13 protein-coding genes are annotated in these 16,796 nt (G+C 63.3%); 9 read left to right on the forward strand and 4 right to left on the reverse strand.

Going from position 1 to position 16,796, the window contains the following annotated elements:
• The 4 genes from AQZ49_RS04095 to AQZ49_RS04110 all read right to left on the reverse strand — a co-directional run.
• A partial coding sequence (locus AQZ49_RS04095) for a TonB-dependent receptor (RefSeq protein WP_231738729.1) occupies positions 1–1,957 on the reverse strand: 1,957 nt, incomplete at its 3' end.
• Between the two features lie 232 nt (positions 1,958–2,189).
• Positions 2,190–3,167, reverse strand: a complete 978-nt coding sequence (locus tag AQZ49_RS04100) for a FecR family protein (RefSeq protein ID WP_082701309.1) — start codon at positions 3,165–3,167, stop codon at positions 2,190–2,192.
• Positions 3,164–3,805 carry an RNA polymerase sigma factor gene (locus AQZ49_RS04105; protein WP_231738733.1) on the reverse strand — a complete coding sequence of 214 codons (642 nt, stop codon included), beginning with the start codon at positions 3,803–3,805 and terminating at the stop codon, positions 3,164–3,166. Before AQZ49_RS04105 ends, AQZ49_RS04100 begins: the two co-directional genes overlap by 4 nt.
• Complete coding sequence (locus AQZ49_RS04110; RefSeq protein WP_067613200.1) at positions 3,802–5,874, reverse strand: AMP-binding protein; 2,073 nt, start codon at positions 5,872–5,874, stop codon at positions 3,802–3,804. Before AQZ49_RS04110 ends, AQZ49_RS04105 begins: the two co-directional genes overlap by 4 nt.
• 330 nt (positions 5,875–6,204) lie before the next feature.
• Between AQZ49_RS04110 and AQZ49_RS04115 the strand changes: the two genes are divergently transcribed.
• From AQZ49_RS04115 to chrA, 9 genes are all read left to right on the forward strand, one after another.
• A complete protein-coding gene (locus AQZ49_RS04115; RefSeq protein WP_067613202.1) occupies positions 6,205–7,902 on the forward strand; it encodes a WD40 repeat domain-containing protein in 1,698 nt (565 codons plus the stop codon).
• A complete protein-coding gene (locus tag AQZ49_RS04120) occupies positions 7,902–8,468 on the forward strand; it encodes an NADPH-dependent FMN reductase (RefSeq protein WP_067613204.1) in 567 nt (188 codons plus the stop codon). Before AQZ49_RS04115 ends, AQZ49_RS04120 begins: the two co-directional genes overlap by 1 nt.
• Entirely contained in the window at positions 8,465–9,499 is a 1,035-nt protein-coding gene (locus tag AQZ49_RS04125) for a formylglycine-generating enzyme family protein (protein ID WP_082701318.1), read from the forward strand. The genes AQZ49_RS04120 and AQZ49_RS04125 overlap by 4 nt, the downstream gene beginning before the upstream one ends.
• Entirely contained in the window at positions 9,496–10,749 is a 1,254-nt protein-coding gene (locus AQZ49_RS04130) for an ATP-grasp domain-containing protein (RefSeq protein ID WP_067613206.1), read from the forward strand. Before AQZ49_RS04125 ends, AQZ49_RS04130 begins: the two co-directional genes overlap by 4 nt.
• 241 nt (positions 10,750–10,990) lie before the next feature.
• Positions 10,991–11,641, forward strand: coding sequence for a protein-L-isoaspartate O-methyltransferase family protein (locus AQZ49_RS04135; RefSeq protein WP_197410911.1), 651 nt, complete (start codon positions 10,991–10,993; stop codon positions 11,639–11,641).
• A 157-nt stretch (positions 11,642–11,798) separates the two neighbouring features.
• Entirely contained in the window at positions 11,799–14,099 is a 2,301-nt protein-coding gene (locus AQZ49_RS04140) for a TonB-dependent receptor (RefSeq protein ID WP_197410912.1), read from the forward strand.
• A 175-nt stretch (positions 14,100–14,274) separates the two neighbouring features.
• Positions 14,275–14,685, forward strand: a complete 411-nt coding sequence (locus tag AQZ49_RS04145) for a PepSY-associated TM helix domain-containing protein (RefSeq protein ID WP_067613212.1) — start codon at positions 14,275–14,277, stop codon at positions 14,683–14,685.
• Positions 14,686–14,692: 7 nt separating this feature from the next.
• Complete coding sequence (locus tag AQZ49_RS04150) at positions 14,693–15,514, forward strand: hypothetical protein (RefSeq protein WP_156428124.1); 822 nt, start codon at positions 14,693–14,695, stop codon at positions 15,512–15,514.
• On the forward strand, positions 15,502–16,731 hold the full coding sequence (chrA, locus tag AQZ49_RS04155; protein WP_067613216.1) for a chromate efflux transporter: 1,230 nt from the start codon (positions 15,502–15,504) through the stop codon (positions 16,729–16,731). Before AQZ49_RS04150 ends, chrA begins: the two co-directional genes overlap by 13 nt.
• Positions 16,732–16,796 lie beyond the last annotated feature (65 nt).

The following is a 16,796-nucleotide window of genomic DNA, read 5'->3' on the forward strand; positions in this document are numbered from 1 at the left end:
GCGGCGTGGTGGAACGAAACGGGTTGCCATAGGCGAACACATTGCCGGCCCGATCGAGTGGATTGTTAACGGCAAAACCGAGGTGCGTTTTCCCCCAATCCGCATCAATGTGCAGATCGCTGTCGAGAATGTTGCCCATGCGGCGATCCAGCGCCGGTTCAAAACTGAGCCGTGCGGGCCCGGTATAGCGCATGCCCCAGCGCAGGGCCCACTGCGCGCCGGCAAGTCCGAATTGGCGCGAAAGCGCACCTCGCAACGTATAGTCGGGCACCGCGGGCAAGCGTGCGTCATCCAGCGCAATGCCGAGCGCGTCATGCACCAGTCGGGCCGATTGCACGGTGGCGCCCAGTTCCAGCCTTGCATTGCGCCCAAGGTTGCGTTGCACGCTCGCCTCCAGCCCAGCGATGGCCGCATCGCCGGCATCGCGGGTTTCAATCAGGCCATTGGGCAACAGCAGGTCCGACTGCATGTTGTGCCACCACGTATAGAAACCGCCGACGTCGATCTGGCCATCACGCCATTCCTGGCGCCAGCCTGCCTCGATCGTGGTCAGTCTGTCACCGGGATAGGGATGGATGGCGCCATCGGTGTCATAATCCAGCCCACCTTGCCGATTGGCCATGCCGAACCGCACGAACAGCAACCGTCCGGTTTGCGGCCGCCACGCCAGGGCCGCCGTCGGGGCAACACCCAACTGATGGACTTCATCGGAGCCCGACGCGGTCAACCCCTGCCGGTGTTCGTTGAGCACATTCTGGAACAGTCTGCCCCCGCCCTCGATATCGAATTGCGGGGTCACCGGCAGTGTGACGTCCGCATAGATACCGGTGTCGGAATCGGCATGGTGCGAGGTGTCGATCTGCAACGTTGTACCGGCCCCGTTCGAGCCAAGCGAGCGAGTCTCGGTTTCCCACGCCTCGACGTGCGACAAGCCGGCCAACCAGCGCAGCGACCCCAGTTCACCGTTTACCCGAACTTCGTTGTCCCACACGGCGTATTGGCGCAAGTCGTTGAACAGGGCAGGGTTCGCAAGGCCGAAATCACTGGCGCCTTGTGTCGCATCAAGCGTGTCACCCACCTGGTGGGCCGTATAACCCATCACGAGAACGACATTGCTGGCGCCAAGCGGCCCGGCGGCGCGCAAGGCCACGTGGGTAAGATCGTTGTCGTGTGGCTCGGCCAGTTGCGCGGGGCGCGCCAACGCACCCGATGCATATGTGTATTGGCTGTCGGCAGTATTCAGTTCCTGCACCAGAGCCGTCAGATCAATCCGCCAATCGGCGCCAAGGCGCCAGCCCAGCGCCCCGCGTGCGCCAAATACCCTGGCCCGGTTGCTGTCATCCCGCGCACCGGTCTTGATCCAGCCCGGTTCATCCGACGCGTAAACCACCAGGCGCACGGCCACCATGTCGTTCACCACCGGCATATTGAGAATGGCCGAGCCGGAGGCGCCAACTCCGCCATGATCGACGGCCTCCGCCCCGGCCGTGATGCTCGCCGTGGCCCGAGCGAGGTCTGCCTGGTTGGTCACCACATGGTAGATGCCGCCCAGCGCACCGGTTCCGTATAGAGAACCCTGCGGACCCTTCAGCAGTTCCACGCGATCGACATCAACGAGCCTGAGATCGGGATCGGGCGCCGAATACGTCAGGCGGGAATCATCGACGATAACCGCGACAGTGGATTGGCTGGTCCCATCGAACGGGCTGTCGGCAACACCGCGCAGGAACATGCGGTTCCGTCCCGGCCCAAGATCGGTCAGCGTCAATCCGTCCAGTTCGGCGGCAACCAGTTCCGTGCTGGCATTGGCCCCGCCGCGCACATCTTCCATTCGAAAGACCGAGATCGCCATTGGCAGCGTAGAGCGGGTCTGCTGACGTTTTGCCGCCGTGATGACGATATCCTCGCCGGGCGGCAGGGGCGGCTGGACGCCCTGACGAAGTCCCGCTTTGGGCATCGGTGCCGGCTCGATCCGCCAGGCAGTGGGCCCGATCCGCCGCGCGATGTATCCTGTTCCCGCCAGCATATGCGCAAGCGCGGTTGCAAGGCGGGTTTCGTTATGGACGGGTCGCGTCACGACTGCGGGCAACGGGCCGACAGTTCCGATGGCTACGCCGGATGCTTCGGCGACACGCTGCAAGGCGGCCGCCAGTGGCAAGCCGGGCAAGGTAAACCGTCGATGGAGCGCTTCAGCCTCTGTGCGGGCGCAGGCTGCCGGGGGCGACCAACCGGTCGCCATGAGGACCGCGGACAATATCCAGCCCCATGAGCTGGGCAAGATCACGCACCGCCCTGTTCCCATCGACCGTTACCAGCGACCCCGAAAAACGAAGGTGCTCCAGATCGCCGGGCACCGTAACACGCGCCCCTGCATAACGGTTAAGATCACCAACGACCAGAGCGAGCGGGACGCTGTTATAATTGAGCTGATGATGGCGCCACCCGCCCATGGGTGAAATTCCGACAGTTTCGATCAGGACTTGTCCTGCCTGTCCATCAAACCTGAGCGATTGTCCTGCCTGCAACGGAGCGGGCGTGTCCATGGACCGGGCATCGACACGGACATGTCCCTCGGCAACCTCGACCCTGGCATTTTCCGGATCGGACTGGATGTCAAAGCTGGTGCCGATGTCATGCACCGTCACGGGGCCGGCGGTGATTGCAAGCGGCCGGGCCGGATCATGACGAATGGTAAAATAAGCACCGCCTTCCAGGGCAAGGTCACGCTCATCATGCCCGGAAATGGTCAGGCGACTGCGAGGCGCCAGATCGATTGTCGAGCCATCCGTCAGTTTGACGGGCATCGCGTTGGCGGCGGTGGCATAGACCCGCGCCTGAGGCACCTCGCGCCCCGGAAACCACACGAAGCCGATAGCAACAGCCGCCGCCGCCACCAAGGCCCAGGCCGACAACCTTGCACGCCGGCCCGGAAATGAACGGGTCGGCGCCTGGTGTTCAGCCAGGGCGGCGCGGATTGCGTCACGGTGATCGAGCAGGGTGGCATCCATGCGCGCGATGTCCTGATAGCACGCACGATGGCGCGGATCGGCCTCCAGCCAGAATGTGAACACATCCCAGTCCATCGCATCGTCTGCGCTGGCCACATGCCAAATGATGGCTTCATCGATGATCCGGCCGAGATCCGTCCTGTCGTCGCGATCCATCATGTCAAAGGCTCCGCTGGAGGCGTTCCCTCGCTCCGTGTCCCCAGACCAGACGCCATTGCGTCGCGATATCCGCAGTTGATCAAGGCCTGCCGCAAATGTTTCATGGCCACCGCAAGATGTTTTTCGACCCCGCTGCGACTGATACCCATCGTTCCGGCAACATCGGCCTGCGACATGTCGTCAAAGCGATAGAGCAGCAGCGCACGGCGCGCGCCCGCTGGCAGACCGGCGATGGCCCGGGCCAGAATTTCGGCTTCCTGACGCTGCTCGACCATGGCGTCGGCCAATGGCGCGGGATCGGGCCGGTCTTCCGGCATGGCGGTGGACGCACCATCCGCCTCCAGCCAGCCCCGATCCCGCGCCATGGCCCGCCGCGCGCCCCGCGCATGGTCCAACGCCAGATTGTTGGCCATGCGAAACAGATAGGCACGCGGATTGTTGACCGGCCCCGTCGCGCCGACCGCAAGTTTGATCCACAGGTCCTGCGCCAGATCATGTGCCAATTGCGGATCGCCCGTCCGTGCCGCCAGAAACCGCACCAGGGCGGGTCGGCAATCGGCAAAGACCGCCGCCAATCCGCCAACAGGACCATTCGCATCGGAACCGGTTTCGGCAAGGGGCATCTTCACACCGGTCATCGATACCCTTTGGCAAGGCGCATGCCGCGTTCCCGCGAATCGTCGTGACGAGATTCCAGCGAGATCGCCGTGAACATGACGCCCAATAGACCGAAAGCTGTCCGGGCCATGGACAAAACCGCCGTCTGATCCTCTGGATCGGTTATATCGTTCACAAGCGCCTCGAACAGATGGATGGATTTGCGATCGCGCGCGTGGATGGCGGCAAGACACAGCAGGGCGTCAGGCGGCGGGTCGCGATTGGTGGCCAACGCGCTGGCCCCATGCTGCACCAATCCCATGCCGACGCATTCCATGGCATAAGCCATGCCTGCTATCGCAAGGGGATTGCGTTCACCTGTTTCGCGCAAGGCATGCTCGATCATCAGACCGGCCGCGGAATGGTGCTCCGGCTCGAAAGCAAGCGCGGCATGGCCTCCGGCCCCGACCACCGCATTGAAAATGGCTGCCTTGCACGAGGCCTGGTTGGCTTCATAGGCGTCAAGGGCTGCAACCAGCCCCGGTCGATGCGCAAGCCGCGCACGGATCATCCGGACCGCGGCCATGACATGGCGCAAATGGTGATGCGCCTGCCCGAGATAGGCCAGATATGTCGCGCGACTGATGGTGCCCGACAGACCGGCATGCATGTGCGCCAATGCCAGAAAGGCAAGCCGCTGGCGAACGGTCGCCGCCTCCAGCCGGGTAAAAAAGGATGGTTCTGCGTCGAGCCACTGCGCACTGATCGCGTGCCGGTCCAGCCGGTCACCATCCGCAGTCCGGGCGCTTGTCCGCGCAAATGGCGAAACCTCCTGCCAGATATCGATGCGTGCATAGGCGGGCAGTTCGGCATTGACACTGGCCACCGCAGCATCGAGGTCGGCCAAGGGACTGGCCGGCACCAGCAGCGCGCGCGGCAGGGGCATACCATCCCCATAGACCATGGCCTGCGCCACACCTGGTTGCGCGAGCAGCCGCTCTTCCAGCCAGCGTGTTGCAACGGTGTGGCCATGGCTCGTTGCGATCACGCCGGGTTTGCGCCCGTCGACCCACAGCCGACCGGCCTGATCGATATGGCCAAGATCGCCGGTGTGCAGCGGCCACGACGCGTGGGAGGAAATCCCCTGCTGGCTGTCCAGCAGGATCTCCCCGTCAGGAGCCAGTCTTGCCCGCAGATGCGGCAAGACCCGCCCAACTGCGCCAAGCGGGTCGCCTTCGGCTGCCTCAAGCGCGACGATCGATCCTGCCTTGGGCACGCCATAGCCCTGCCGGACCGGCAATCCCAACTGCCTCGCGCGCGCGAACACGGCGGGCGGAACCCGTCCGCCGACCACCGCGACAATCGACAGATCAGGGCAATCAACCCCCGTCGTTTCGATCGCCGCAACCAGTTGCATCAGCAGTTCGGGTACCAGGATCAGGGTCGTAATACGGTGTTGGGCGACAAACGCCGCCAGCACCTGGCATTCGGGATGGAGCGGATCAGCCATGCCGATCAGCGCCTGTGGCGGACAAACATAGGTGCCGCCCGCAAGCAAAGTCGCAAACATGCCGCAGACCGCTTCCAGCAGGGTCCCCGGAGGCAGGACCGCCAGATGCCGCCCCGCCGCGTGATCGCCCAGGGCCGCGACCACATTGCGGGCCACCATCACCAGATGGTCGCCATCAAAAGCCATCACCTCCGGCGTGCCGGACGCGCCGGAGGCATAAGTGATCCAGGCTGTTCCGGCGGGAAAGCGACAGGTTGAACCGTGCCGCGGGACGTGTGTGCGGTGCCCGATCTGTCTGGCACGACAGTCGCTGATGACGTTCTGACGTTCGTTTTCAGAGAACGCGGCGGAAAGCGACAGGACGGGAATCCCGGCGGCAAGCAATGCCAGTTCCATCACCACCATGTCCGCGCAATAGTCGCCTTCCAGCACGACAGGATCAGGCAGAGCGGCAAGATCGGCATCAACCAGCGCCTGGGCGCGTGCCTCGACGGTGTCTGCCAGATTGCCGTACGTCATCGTCGGACCGACGATCGGCTCGATGGCAACGGCATCCGGGCGGAACGCGGCATGGGCCAGAAGTTGGGCTGAAACCGTCATGCGGCCTGACCAAACCACCCGGATCCGCCCGCAGATGATGCAACAGACCATGGCTTGCCGGCCCGACAGCGGCGAGCCATGGAGCGATCGGATGCGCGCGTTGGCGTTATGCGGATGGGCATATGACCACCCCGAGACGCCGCGCGCAGTGGGGCGCCTCAGTCGGTCGCGCAAAAAAGTTCGCACCGCGCGATCTTATCGAGCAGCCGGTATCCGCAATTTCCCTGAATCGGGAGCATCGATAGTCTTTACCATGCCGATTTACGTTTGCGATTGAAGGTGTCGATCGGGGCTTGGTGCACCGCCGATCGATCCCGCCGGAAGCACATTATGCATCATTCAGGTCCGATCGCGGGCGTCGCCGCCCAAGGCCCCTGGGTCGCCACTGCAGGCTATGACAATCGGCTGATCCTGTGGGATGCCGTCACGCGCTTGCCGGTCGCACGGTCCACGCACGATCATCTGGTCAACGCCTGCGATTTCAGCCACGATGGTCGCTATCTCGTCAGCGCCAGCAGCGACTATTCGGCGCGCATCTGGTCGCTGCCCGATCTTCGCCTGATCGCGGTTCTGACCGGTCATGACGATGATGTCGACATGGCACGCTTTTCGCCCGACGACAGCCTGGTTGCGACATGCGCGCTGGACCGGGTCGTGCGGGTGTTCGGTGCCGACGGCGTTCTGCGCCACGCCATGCAAGGCCATACCGGCAATATCCTCTCGCTGGCATGGCTCGATGACCACCGTTTCGTAACCAGCAGCGTCGATGGAACGTTGCGCACCTGGCATGCCGACAAGGGCATGTGCCTTGGCGTTGACGATCTGGGCATGCGCAGCGATTGCGTCGAGATCACCCGCGATGGCCGGATCATGGCAGGCGATGATCTGGGGCGCATCGCGGTCGTGCAGGGCGGCACACCGATCTTTGTTGCAGGCCACCAGGCCGGGATCAAGAAGCTGGTCATTGCCCGCGATGGCCAGCGCATGGTGACACTGGGCTATGACCGGATGCTGGCCGTGTGGGATGTGACAGCCGCCATTCCCCGCATGGTCGCCCGCTCCGAAATTCCGCCGCAAGTCTGGGCACGGGCCGCTGCGGTCTGCCCCGATGGACGCATCGCAGTGGGCAGTTTTGGAACGACGTTTGGCCTGTTCGACCCGCAGACCGCGCTGTGGGATATGGAAGGCGTTTCAGCAGGTCCGGCCATCAACGCGATCATCGAACAGGCCGGAACCATCCTGACAATCGGCGACGCCGGCGCATTGCAGGCCGATGGCGCCTTTGCGGGGAACGTCGGATCGTTGTGCAATTTCCTGTGCGCAGCACAAGGACGTGTGTTGACCGGTGGCCATCTGGGCGAAATCTGCGATGCGGCAAGCGGGGCCGTTCTCTACCGCCATCACGCGCCGCTCAACTGCGCGACATCGTTTGCCATGGGCGGCACGCCGCATGTCGCGATCGGCGCCTATACCGGCGAGATCCTGCTGTTCGAGGTCGGGTCGGACCTGACCCTGGTTCGCGTTATCCACCCTTATGCCCATGCCGTCAAAAGCCTGGCTTCGGCCGGTGGGCTGTTGTTTTCCGTCTGTGCCAACACCGATATCGCATGGCACGACCCCGCGACCGGCACTGAAATCCGCCGCTTGGCCCATGCCCACACCCGTATCGCCAACGCGGCATGCGCGCTGGCCGACGAAGGCTTTGCCAGCGTGGGGCGTGACCGGATGCTGCGGCTGTGGCTGAACGATTGCGCACCGGCGTTCCGGACACCCCATCCCAATTCGGTCAAATGCATGGCGGCAAGCCCGTGCGGCCGCTGGATCGCCAGCGGCAGTTATGGCGGCACGGTCGCACTGTTCGATCGCGCCACGCGCAGCTTTCTGCCGATGCGACGGATCAGCAAGGCGGGCATTTCGGCGTTGTGCTGGAGCGAAACCGGCGGATGTTTTCTGGCGGCCAGCTATGCCGGCGAGGTGATGCCTCTGCCGATACCCGAGACCCTTCTTGCGCAGCGGGCCGCGGCCTGATGCGCATCCTTTTCCTGTGCGGCAGCGCCAGGGCGGCCTCGCACAGCGCCCGTCTGCTGGATCTGTGTGTGGCACACCTGCCGTCGGGCACGATAATCGACCGGCTGTGTCCTGCCGAGATCAGCCTGCCGCTCGTCAATCCCGATCTCGAAACCGATCCGACGCTGCTGGTCGCATTGCGCGCCTTGCACGACCGGTTTGCCAGGGCCGATGCGATCATCCTCGCCGCCCCGGAATACAACGCCGGGATCGCGCCGTTTGTGAAAAACACCATCGACTGGATCTCGCGCCTGCCATGGATCGAGCGCGGAACCGACAATGCCTTTGCCGACAAGCCGGTGCTGATGCTGGCGGTTTCGGGTGGCACGGGCGGCGCCTTGATCCCGGCGCTTCGCGCGGTGCTGGGCTATGTCGGGGCGATCGGCTTTGGAGAGAGTTTTGTGCTGCCCTTTGCCGATGCCCAATGGGATGCGGGCGGCACGCTGACAGAGCCCGCGCTGGACGAGCGGCTGGCCCGGCTGACAGTCCGATTTTGTCACTGGGCCCGGCAAAAGGACGCCGCATGACCGCACATGCCCGCCTGTTCCAGGCACCGGTCTGGCACCAACCGAGGCTCGATGCCGCGCATTGCGCCAGTGGCACGATGACGGATCGCGAGCGCCTGTCCTTGCCCGACAGGCTGGTGGTCACCGACCTGCAAACCCGGGTCGGCGATGCCATGGCCAGCTTGCACGCGACACCTGTCGCAACTTTGCTGGCCATCGTCGGTGCAAAGCCACAATCGCTGGCGCGTCGCATCGCCGCCGGCCATCATCTGGCACTGTTGGGCGATCCGCGCATCGACACCATGGCACCCGACATGCTGGACCTCGCCGGCGGCCATGTCGAAATCGGGATTGACCCGGCCGATATCGAAGGCACCGTGGCAACGCTCGCACATTTGGGCATCGCGCGCGATTGGATCGCGAAAGAGGCGCCGCGTCATCGCGTGACGCTCGTGCCATATCGCATCGCCCGCTTTCCGGTGACCAATCGCGAATACCGTGATTTCCTGCTCGACACCGGCCATTGCGAAATGCCGAGCAGTTGGACGTCGCGTCGCTATCCCGTCGAGCGCGCCAATCATCCGGTCTACACCGTTTCGCCCGCATCGGCCGATGCCTATGCGGCATGGCTGGCCGCGCACACCGGGCGGGCATTTCGCCTGCCGACCGAGGCCGAATGGGAACATGCTGCGGCTGGACCGCAGGGGCGCGAATATCCGTGGGGCGCACATTTCGACCCGGCGCTGGCCAATACCGGCGAATGCGGCTTGTTCGACACGTCTCCTGTGGGTGTTTTCGTTGGCGGCGAGGCGCCATGCGGAGCGGCCGACATGGGCGGCAATGTCGAGGAGTTTACCGCAGACACATATGCAGCCTATCCCGGCGGCGATTTCGTGGCGGACCATCTGGTGCAGATACACGGCGCCTACCGAGTGGCACGCGGCGGTTGCTTCTCGCGGTTTGGCGACCTGGCGCGCACGCGGCGGCGTCACGGCCACAATCCGCGCTCGGCGGCCTATGCGATGGGCTTTCGTCTGGCAGAAACACCATGAGTCATCTGCTGATCGTCGAGCTGCCCGGCGGCAATGACACCGACATTTTTGCAGCGGCGCTGCACGCAGGACACCGGTTCACCTTGCTGACGGCCGATGCCCGGCATTATCGGGCGCAGGCCGAAGTGGCGCCATGGCTGGCCCGCGCCGAGGCGGTGATCGAGGTGCCCGGCTTTGCAATCGGGGATGCTATGGCAAGTATCGCATCCTGCAAATTTGACGCCATCGTGTGTTTGCAGGATTTGCGCATCGTCGAGACGGCCCTCATCGCACAGGCGCTTGGCCTGCGTCATCTCAATCCCGCGACGGCATCCTTGGCGCGCAACAAGGCAGCCGTACGGTCCCGCCTTGCCGATGCAGGCATCGCCCAGCCCCCCTATGCCGTCACGACAGGCCGCGAAGACCTGATCGCAACCGTCGACAGGCTGGGTCTGCCGCTGATCGTCAAGCCGGTCGACGGCTTTGGCTCCCAGCATATTTTCGCCCTGCGTGATGCGGCTGATCTGGTGTTGCTGCGGGCCTTGGCCGGCCCCGTTGCCGCCGGGCCAGGCGATTACGGGCTGGGTGTGGCAGCGCAAGGGCAATTGCTGGTCGAACGGCTGTTCGATGGCACGCTCATCGGCTGCGACACGATGAGCGCCGATGGCCATCATGTGCTGTTGGGCGTCAACGAGAAGCTGTTCTATCCGCCGCCCTCGTTCGCCATTTGCGGTGGTTGTCTGACCACCAACGCCGGGCAGTTCGGCGCTCTGGAAAGCTGGCTGTTTGCCGTGCTCGACGCGATCGGGTTCGATCATGGCGCGGCGCATGTTGAAGTGATGCTGACCGCCGACGGCCCGCAACTGGTCGAAGTCAATCCCCGGTTGGTCGGCGCGCGCATTCCCCGCCTGATCAGTGCGGCGCGCGCGCGATCGGCGCATGCCGATCTGATCGATCTGCACCTGCACGGCCGATTGCCGAAGCTGACCCCGCCAATGCATGCGGTCACGCGTTGGCTGACGGCACCGCGCGCCGGCCGACTGGCCGCCGTGACCGTGCAGCAGCAATCCGACCCCGCGCTGGTCGAGGTGATGCTGCTCGCCCGGCCCGGCGACACGGTGCGGCCACCACTCGACAATGCGGACAGGCTCGGCTTCGTCATGACCTGCGGCACGGACCGCGCCGCCATCGAAGCCCTTGCAGAGCGCATCGTCGAGGCGACCCACATAAGCGTGGTGCCGGACGGCATTGACCTTAGCGGTAGCGGTTGATCGGGATTGGACCGTCCGACCTCATATTATGTCGCCACATCGACAACGGTGATGCGGCTGCCATGTCCAAACGCTGGCTATGAAAGGCCCGAAATTGGGATACCTTGCCGACACCATCGCCGACCTTCAGCGCGGATCGACAACCGATGCGGGGCGTTCGCTTGTCGATCTGTGGCGCGAAGACGCCAAGATTGAATGGCTCTTGCAGGCACCTGCAGATGCCCGTCAGCGACGCACCCTGATGATCGATGCCATCCGCAGCAGAATGCAGGCACTGGCGGATCGGATCGATCCTTCGGCAATCGCCCGCGCACTCGGCGCCATGGCGCTGGTTCCCCGTGAACGCTTTGTCTGCCCGCTCATCGATGATTTTGCCTATCTGCCCATGCCGCTGGCAATCGGCCTGGAGCAGACCATTTCCCATCCCGAACTTGTTGCGGTATTGGCCGGCGCGGCTGATCCGCGTGGCGGACATGTGCTCGATGTCGGAACGGGGTCGGGGTATCAGGCCGCTGTACTTGGCCAGATGGCCGCGCGCGTCACGTCGGTCGAAATCCTGGAACCGCACGCACGACTGGCCCAACGGCGTCTTGCCAGCCTCGGCTATGGCAACATCGACGTGCGGGTCGGTGACGCGGTTGCCATGGGGGTCTGCACACCCGATACTTATGATGCCATCGTTGTCGCCGCAGGCAGCAGCGAAATTCCCCTGGAGTTCCTCTCGGCCCTAAAGCCGGGAGGGCGTCTGGTTATGCCCGTCGGCCCGAGCCAGGACGACGAGCAACTGGTTTTGGCGGAAAGGTTGAACGCCACCCAATGGCGCCAATCCACGCTGCGCCCGGCCCGGTTTGTGCCGTTGACGGGCAAGGGCCAGCGCCAGACAGCGCAGTGAGCAACCACCCCGGGTCAGCCCCGTGTTGCGCTTGCACGCAGCAACCACCTGAAATCCTGTGTCGGGTGGCCATTTGAGCGGCATTCCAGGCTTTGTCACATGATTGACACAGCCCAGACCTAGCCCCGCTCCCGGGCGTCTAAACGGGAGTATGATCATGAGAAACCTCCACTTGCTGCTATGCAGTTCTGCCGCGGCATTGTTGTCTTCGTTGCCCGCCATGGCCGATGCCGCTCCGCCCGCAGGCGCCCCTCCTGTGACGTCGGCCACCACCACCGCAACCGGGACCGAAGGGACCGATGTTTCGCAGATCGTGGTCACGGCCGAAAAGAACGACGCCGCCACCAACGCCCCCTCGAAAGCCTCGATCTACGAGACCCAGCCGGAATCGCTGATCACGCACAAGTTCATCGAACAATCGACGCCTGAAAGCGGTGACTACACCACCACCGTGGCGATCGCCCCGTCGGTCAACAGCTTTGGTGCGAATGGCGGCGGCGTTGGCGATGTCGGCAGCGCGACCATGCGCGGCTTTCAGGACGGCCAGTTCAACATCACCTATGACGGCATCGCCTTTGGCGACGCCAACGACACCACGCACCACCCGGCAGCGTTCTTCCCCAGTTCGACCATCGGCACCTCGGTGGTCGATCGCGGACCGGGTGCGGCGGGCGACATGGGGCAGGCCAACTTCGGCGGCGCGCTCCACTTGTTCTCGCCCCAGGTCAGCGACACCATGGGCGCCAGCCAGAAAGCGACGTATGGCAGCTTCAACACGCAGTCCTATGTCACCACGATCCAGACCGGCGCGATCAAGGAGCTGGGCGGAGCCAAGCTGCTGCTGAGCGCCGATATCCGATCATCGGATGGCCAGTTGACCGACATGGGCGGGGTCAGCCGCAATTTCCTGGCCAAGCTGGTGGTGCCGATCGGCAGTGATGCAACATTGACCGCGTTCAGCTCGATCAACCACATCCGCTATAACCAGACCGACAACACTTCGGGTACGATCGTCGGCTTTGGCATCAGCGGGCCGCAACAGGCGGCCTATGGCATCAACTTTGGACTGAACAACGATCCCACCGACGAACATTGCACCTGCTATAACTATGTTATCAAAAATACCAGTTTCAACTATCTGAATCTCAAGTGGAATGTTGCACGCGGCATCACCGTCGAAGACCACCTCTACTATTATTACTACGACAACCAGACCGTCTCGGCGCAAAGCGCGGGCGATCTGCTCAATCCGCCGACGACGGGACCGGATGCCGGAACCAGCTATTTCGTCAATGCCGCCGGGGTCACCACCACCGACATCGCCGGATACAAAAAGCAGAACAAATACGACACCTACGGCAACATTCTGCGCGTCAATGCCGATCTCGGCTTTGGCACGTTGCGCGCCGGGGGCTTGTACGAACATTCGAACGCCACGCGCTTTATCGCCAATTATGACCTGACCAACAACACCCCCGATACCACCGCAACGTATGGTTCGGCCGCCGCGGTGGCTGGCCCCAACACGTCGGTTCCCGCGTCGCTGGCCAATTATCAGTATTACGAGCCGTCGAGCTGGAACCAGGTCCAGGTGTTTGCCGATTTCGAATGGCGGCCGCTGGAAAACCTGACCATAACGCCGGGGATCAAGCAACTGCACTACGTCCGCAGCGTCGACAACGCGCTCGAAACCGGCACCGCGCTCGATGGCACCGGTGTGTTCTATTCCAACGGCAGCCGCACTTATAACAAGACGATGTGGTTCATCACCGCCAATTACCGGGTCCGGCCCAACTGGTCGTTCTATGCGCAGGCCGCGACCGGTTTCCTGGTGCCGCCGGTCAAGACCGTGTCGGCGGTGGCGGGCGGCACGGTTTCGCCGACAGCGCCGCAGACCACCACGACCTATCAGATCGGTTCGGTCTACACTGCGGGCAAGCTGACGCTGGATGGCGATTATTACTATATCGATGCCAACAACGTGCTCGTGGCAGACAAACACAGTGGCTGCTTTTGCTACCTCAATGACGGCAAGGGCCGCTATTACGGTTTTGAAGCGCAGGGCGCCTATCACATCGGCTATGGCTTCACCGGTTTTGCCAACGGATCGATCAACGTCGCGCGCAATACCAACGATGGCAACCCGGCCGACGGCGTGACCTATTTCACCAACTCCCCCAAGCGCACCGCCGCGTTCGGCCTGATCTACGACTATCACAAGCTGCAGGCGAGTGTGTCGGACAAGATCATCGGTCCGCAACTCGCGAGCGATGGCACGACCTGGCTCAATTCCTATGCGACGGTCGATGCCTCGGTGGCTTACGATCTTGGCCATGTGAAGCTGAAACTGGCCGTGTTCAACTTGTCCAATGGTCGCCCCCGGTTCGACTATGATGGCACCTACTCGGTCTATCAGGTCGGCCGTCAGGTGCAGGGAACCGTGCAAGTCAAGTTCTGACAGCGACGCCCATCAAAATCCTGACCGTTGTCTGCCATCCGAGCGCAAGATACTATCCCGGTTGCGGGAGTGTCTTGCGCTTTGATGTTCAGGCAAACCGGGGGTACCAATCGTGATGATGACCGCCTGGTGCCGGCCAGAGCAAACGGGTCATTGAAACCGAAAGGACAGATTTTTGCGCAAATGGCATCGCTGGCTGGCAGTTTTCGCCGGCGTCTTTATCGTATGGATCGCCGCCACCGGCATGGTCGGACAAATCATCTCGCTGGCAGGCGGCGAAGGTCACGATGCGCCCCCGGCTGCGGTTGCCGCTCCGGTGGCCAGTGGTACCCCTGGTATCTCTTATCCCATACCGAACGGGACTGATGGTTCGCCGGTTCCGGCCAAACCACATCGCAAACAGCAGGATCTGTACCATTTCATCATCGATCTTCATTCGGGCGCCTATTTCGGCATGTTCGGCAAGGTGATTTCGGCCATCATCGGCGCCGCATTGCTGTTCTTTGCGATTTCCGGAATGTGGATGTACCTCAACATGTTCCGCAAACGGAAAACCATCGGCCGCGCGGGCGTGTTCTGGAAATAGGCACCCGATGACCTGGGCGGAGCCAGCAGCGATGATAAAGGTCTGTGGCATCCGACTTGGGGTCAGTTCGCTGGTCCCGTTGCTGCTGGTGTCAGCCCTGGCGGTTTTGCCTGATCGGGCCTGCGCGGGCCCGCCATTCGAGACCGATGACCCGGAACCCGTCGAATTGGGCCATTGGGAGGTCTATACTTTTGCTGCCGGCGCCGTTGGCAACCACGATGCAACCGGGCTCGGTCCGTCGCTTGAGGTCAATTACGGCGCGGCCCCCAATCTTCAGCTCCACGTCATCGCGACAACCGCCTATGATGCGCCCTCGGGAAGTCCGGCGGCTTTTGGCATCGGCGATACCGAACTCGGCATGAAATATCGTCTTATCAGCCCCGGCGAGCACGACTGGTATCCCGAAGTCGGGGTGTTCCCCCTGATCGAACTGCCCTCTGGCAAAGCCGGTCGCAATCTTGGGGCCGGGCAGGTGCAAGTATTTCTGCCGCTGTGGCTGCAGAAAAATCTTGGCAAGTGGACGACTTATGGCGGCGGTGGGTATTGGCTCAACCCCGGTCCCGGAAACCGCGACTACTGGTTCACCGGTTGGCTGGTGCAAAGACAGATAACCGCGAAACTGGCCCTGGGTGGCGAGCTTTTCCACCAGACCGCTAGCATGGTGGGGCGCGGCGGCTCGACCGGCTTCAACTTCGGTGGCCAATATGATGTTTCGGACCACCACCACCTGTTGTTCTCGGCCGGCCACGGCGGACTGTCCTATGCGGTGGACGGGGCGGCCGTGAGCCATCCGGGGACATATTATCTGGCCTACCAATGGACGTTCTGAGCACCCATATCGACGATGCCCCGCCACGATCGCCGGCGTTGGCGCTGGAAGTGTTTGCGGTGGCACTGGGCCTGGGTCTTACCTCGTTTGGCGGTCCGGTCGCGCACATCGGCTATTTTGAGCGGACGTATGTCCGTCGGCGAAAATGGCTGACTTCGGACGAGTTTGCAGGGTTGGTGGCGCTGTGCCAGCTCATACCGGGCCCGGCCTCCAGCCAGTTGGGCTATCTGATCGGGTTGCGCCGGGCGGGCTGGGCAGGAGCCTTTGCCGCCTGGGTGGGCTTCACACTGCCATCGGCGGTGCTGATGTTCACGTTTGCGCTGTTCGTGCCGCAATTTTCGGGTCGGTCTGCCGATGCCTGCATGCACGGGCTCAAACTGGTGGCGGTCGTGATTGTCGCGCAGGCAATCCTGAGCATGACCAGGGCACTGTGTCCCGACGTGGCAAGGAAAAGTATCGCCGTGCTGGCGGCAGCCGTCCTGCTGCTGATCGGTTTGCCGGGATTGCAGGTGCCGGTTCTGACTGGCGGCGCGCTGCTTGGCGTGATGCTGTGCAGGAACGCACCTGCACGGCGCCATGCTCCGCCGTTGCCGATCGGCCCCGTACTGGGCGTGTTCTCGCTTGCCCTGATGCTGGCGCTGATGGCCGTCACCGGCCGCGATCATTCCTTGCTGGCGCTGGCGGCGATTTTCTATCGTTCGGGCGCGCTGGTGTTCGGCGGGGGCCATGTCGTGCTGCCACTGCTGCGCGCCGGTCTGGTGCCCGCAGGCTGGCTGAACGACACCACGTTCCTGTCCGGCTATGGTGCGGCGCAGGCGATGCCCGGGCCCTTGTTCACTTTTGCAGCCTACCTCGGCGCGGCGGTGGCCCCCCAGCATGCCAGCGTGTCAACCATGGCCCTGTGGTCGGCAGCGGCATTGGGGGCGATTTTCCTGCCCGGAATGCTGATTGCCGTGGCGGGCCTGTCGGTCTGGAACTGGGTGAATAGGCATGCGCAAGCGCGCGCGGCCCTGGCCGGTGCCAACGCGGCGGTCGTGGGGATCCTGGGGGTGGCGTTTTGCACGCCAGTCTGTTCAAGTGCGATCTTGCGCCCCACCGATCTCGCGATCGCCGCGTTGGCCTTTGTCTTGCTGATACGGTTTCGCCTGCCACCTGTTGCGATCGTCGCCATGTGCATCGCCGCGTCCACTATAGTATCGGCCCATGGGGCGGTTTGAGCCATCCTGCCGTTTTTTGAGCGTGTTCGAGGGCGCTGCTCCGGTGGTCCGATTCCGGCATTTGC

Origin of the sequence: Novosphingobium sp. FSW06-99, assembly GCF_001519065.1 — a bacterium.
Lineage (GTDB): Bacteria > Pseudomonadota > Alphaproteobacteria > Sphingomonadales > Sphingomonadaceae > Novosphingobium.